Raw genomic sequence first — 1,537 nt, 5'->3', positions numbered from 1 at the left:
TGGGGTGGGGGTGGGGTGGGGGGGGGAGCGTGGGGGGGGGGGCGGAGGGGCCGGCGGTTCGCGGCGTGGGTCGGGATCGGGCGGAGGGGCTGGGGGGCGGGAAGTCGGGAGGCGGCCTTCGGATGAGCGCCGGCGAGGGCGTCGAGCTCGGCCTCGAGGGTGGCGGGCAGGGCGCGGCGCCGCTGTTGTTGGCGAAAGGCTTCGTCGTCGTTGAGGCAAAGCACGTAGCGGCGCCGCCGCTCGCCCTGGCCCAGCACCACTTCCTTGGCGCGCAGATGGGGCGCGATCTCGGCATAGCGGCCCGGATGGCTCAGCACCTCGTCGCGGACCTCCTTGCTGCGGCCGATCGGCACCGCCAGCACGTAGGAGCCGGCACCCTGGCTCAGCTCGGCCAGGTTGGCCTTGGCGGAGAGCCCGGCATCGCCGACGAACAGGGTCCGGCCCAGGCGGATCGCCTTCAGATCCCGCTTGATCCTGGCCACGGCGGTGACGTCGGGCGTGTTGCCGGGGAAGACCCAGGAGCGGACCGGCATGCCGTCGCGGGTGATGGCGAGCGCGATCACCACCTGCGGATGGTTGTCCCGCCCCTCCTTGCTGTGGCCGCGGCGGCGCAGGGGGGCGAATTCCAGCCCGCGCCATTCGTGGGTGGCCACGTCCTCGTCGTCGGTCTCGAACCAGGCGGTGGTGGCGTCGTAGAAGATCAGATCGACGTCGAAGTCGAACAGCTCGGCCCCGTGCCAGAACACTTCGGCCTCGATCGCCTCGCCGTGCTCGGTGAGAAGGTCGAGGGCCCGGTAAAGCTGGCCGAGACTCAGCGCTCGTGCCTCGGGCAACCACACCCGCTCCCGCCAACGCTCGTGGCAGGCGAGCTTGGAGCCGGGCCGGTCGAGGCGCTGTGCGGCCATCGCCAGCAGGGCGGCCTGGTGCGCCGCCGCCTGCCGCTTGCCCTGCACCCGGGACGCGATCGCCGCGGCGATGCCGAGCTTGGTCCACAGCTCGCGCACGACGTGGGGCACGCCCAGGTCGTGCACCGCCTCGATGGCGATCTCGCCGCCGCTGCCTTGGCCCTCACCCGCCTCGACGGCCCCACTACCGTCGCGCGCCAGCACCCGGCGGATGCTCGCCACCAGCCGCTCCAGCACCGCACGGTCGAGCTGATCGGCGCGGCCGAAATGGTGGACGATCCGCGCCTCGACGTGGCCCTTCTCCGGATGCCGCGCGTTCTCGGCCAGGGCCAAGTAGCGGACCGTGGAGCCGTCCTTGTTCCGCCGCTGGGTGGTCCGCAGGTACATACCCACGAACCTGCCATTTCAACGCCACGAAAGCAACGAAATCAGCGCAATTCGTGTGCCCACAGATTCGAGCACCGAAACTACCCTCTGCATCTTATACACATCTGACGCTGCCGACGCGCGAACCAGTATATATTCCGGTGGACGCCGAATCCTTAAAACAAAACTAAAACGATAGCAACAACAGAAGACTGAACTGAAGACAACGCACACATCAATATTCAGTGCAGACGACTGAAGAAACA

1 protein-coding gene is annotated in these 1,537 nt (G+C 68.6%); it reads right to left on the bottom strand.

Annotation, left to right across the window (positions count from 1 at the left end):
- Positions 1-1,292, bottom strand: a 1,292-nt coding sequence (locus I6U14_RS09790) for an IS1634 family transposase (protein ID WP_296898875.1), incomplete at its 3' end; no start/stop codon positions are given.
- Between the last annotated feature and the right edge of the window lie 245 nt (positions 1,293-1,537).

The organism is Thiohalocapsa sp. (genome assembly GCF_019695415.1).
Lineage (GTDB): Bacteria > Pseudomonadota > Gammaproteobacteria > Chromatiales > Chromatiaceae > Thiohalocapsa.
Note: the sequence above shows the minus strand (reverse complement) of the source record. Positions and strands in the feature narration are given on the sequence as shown.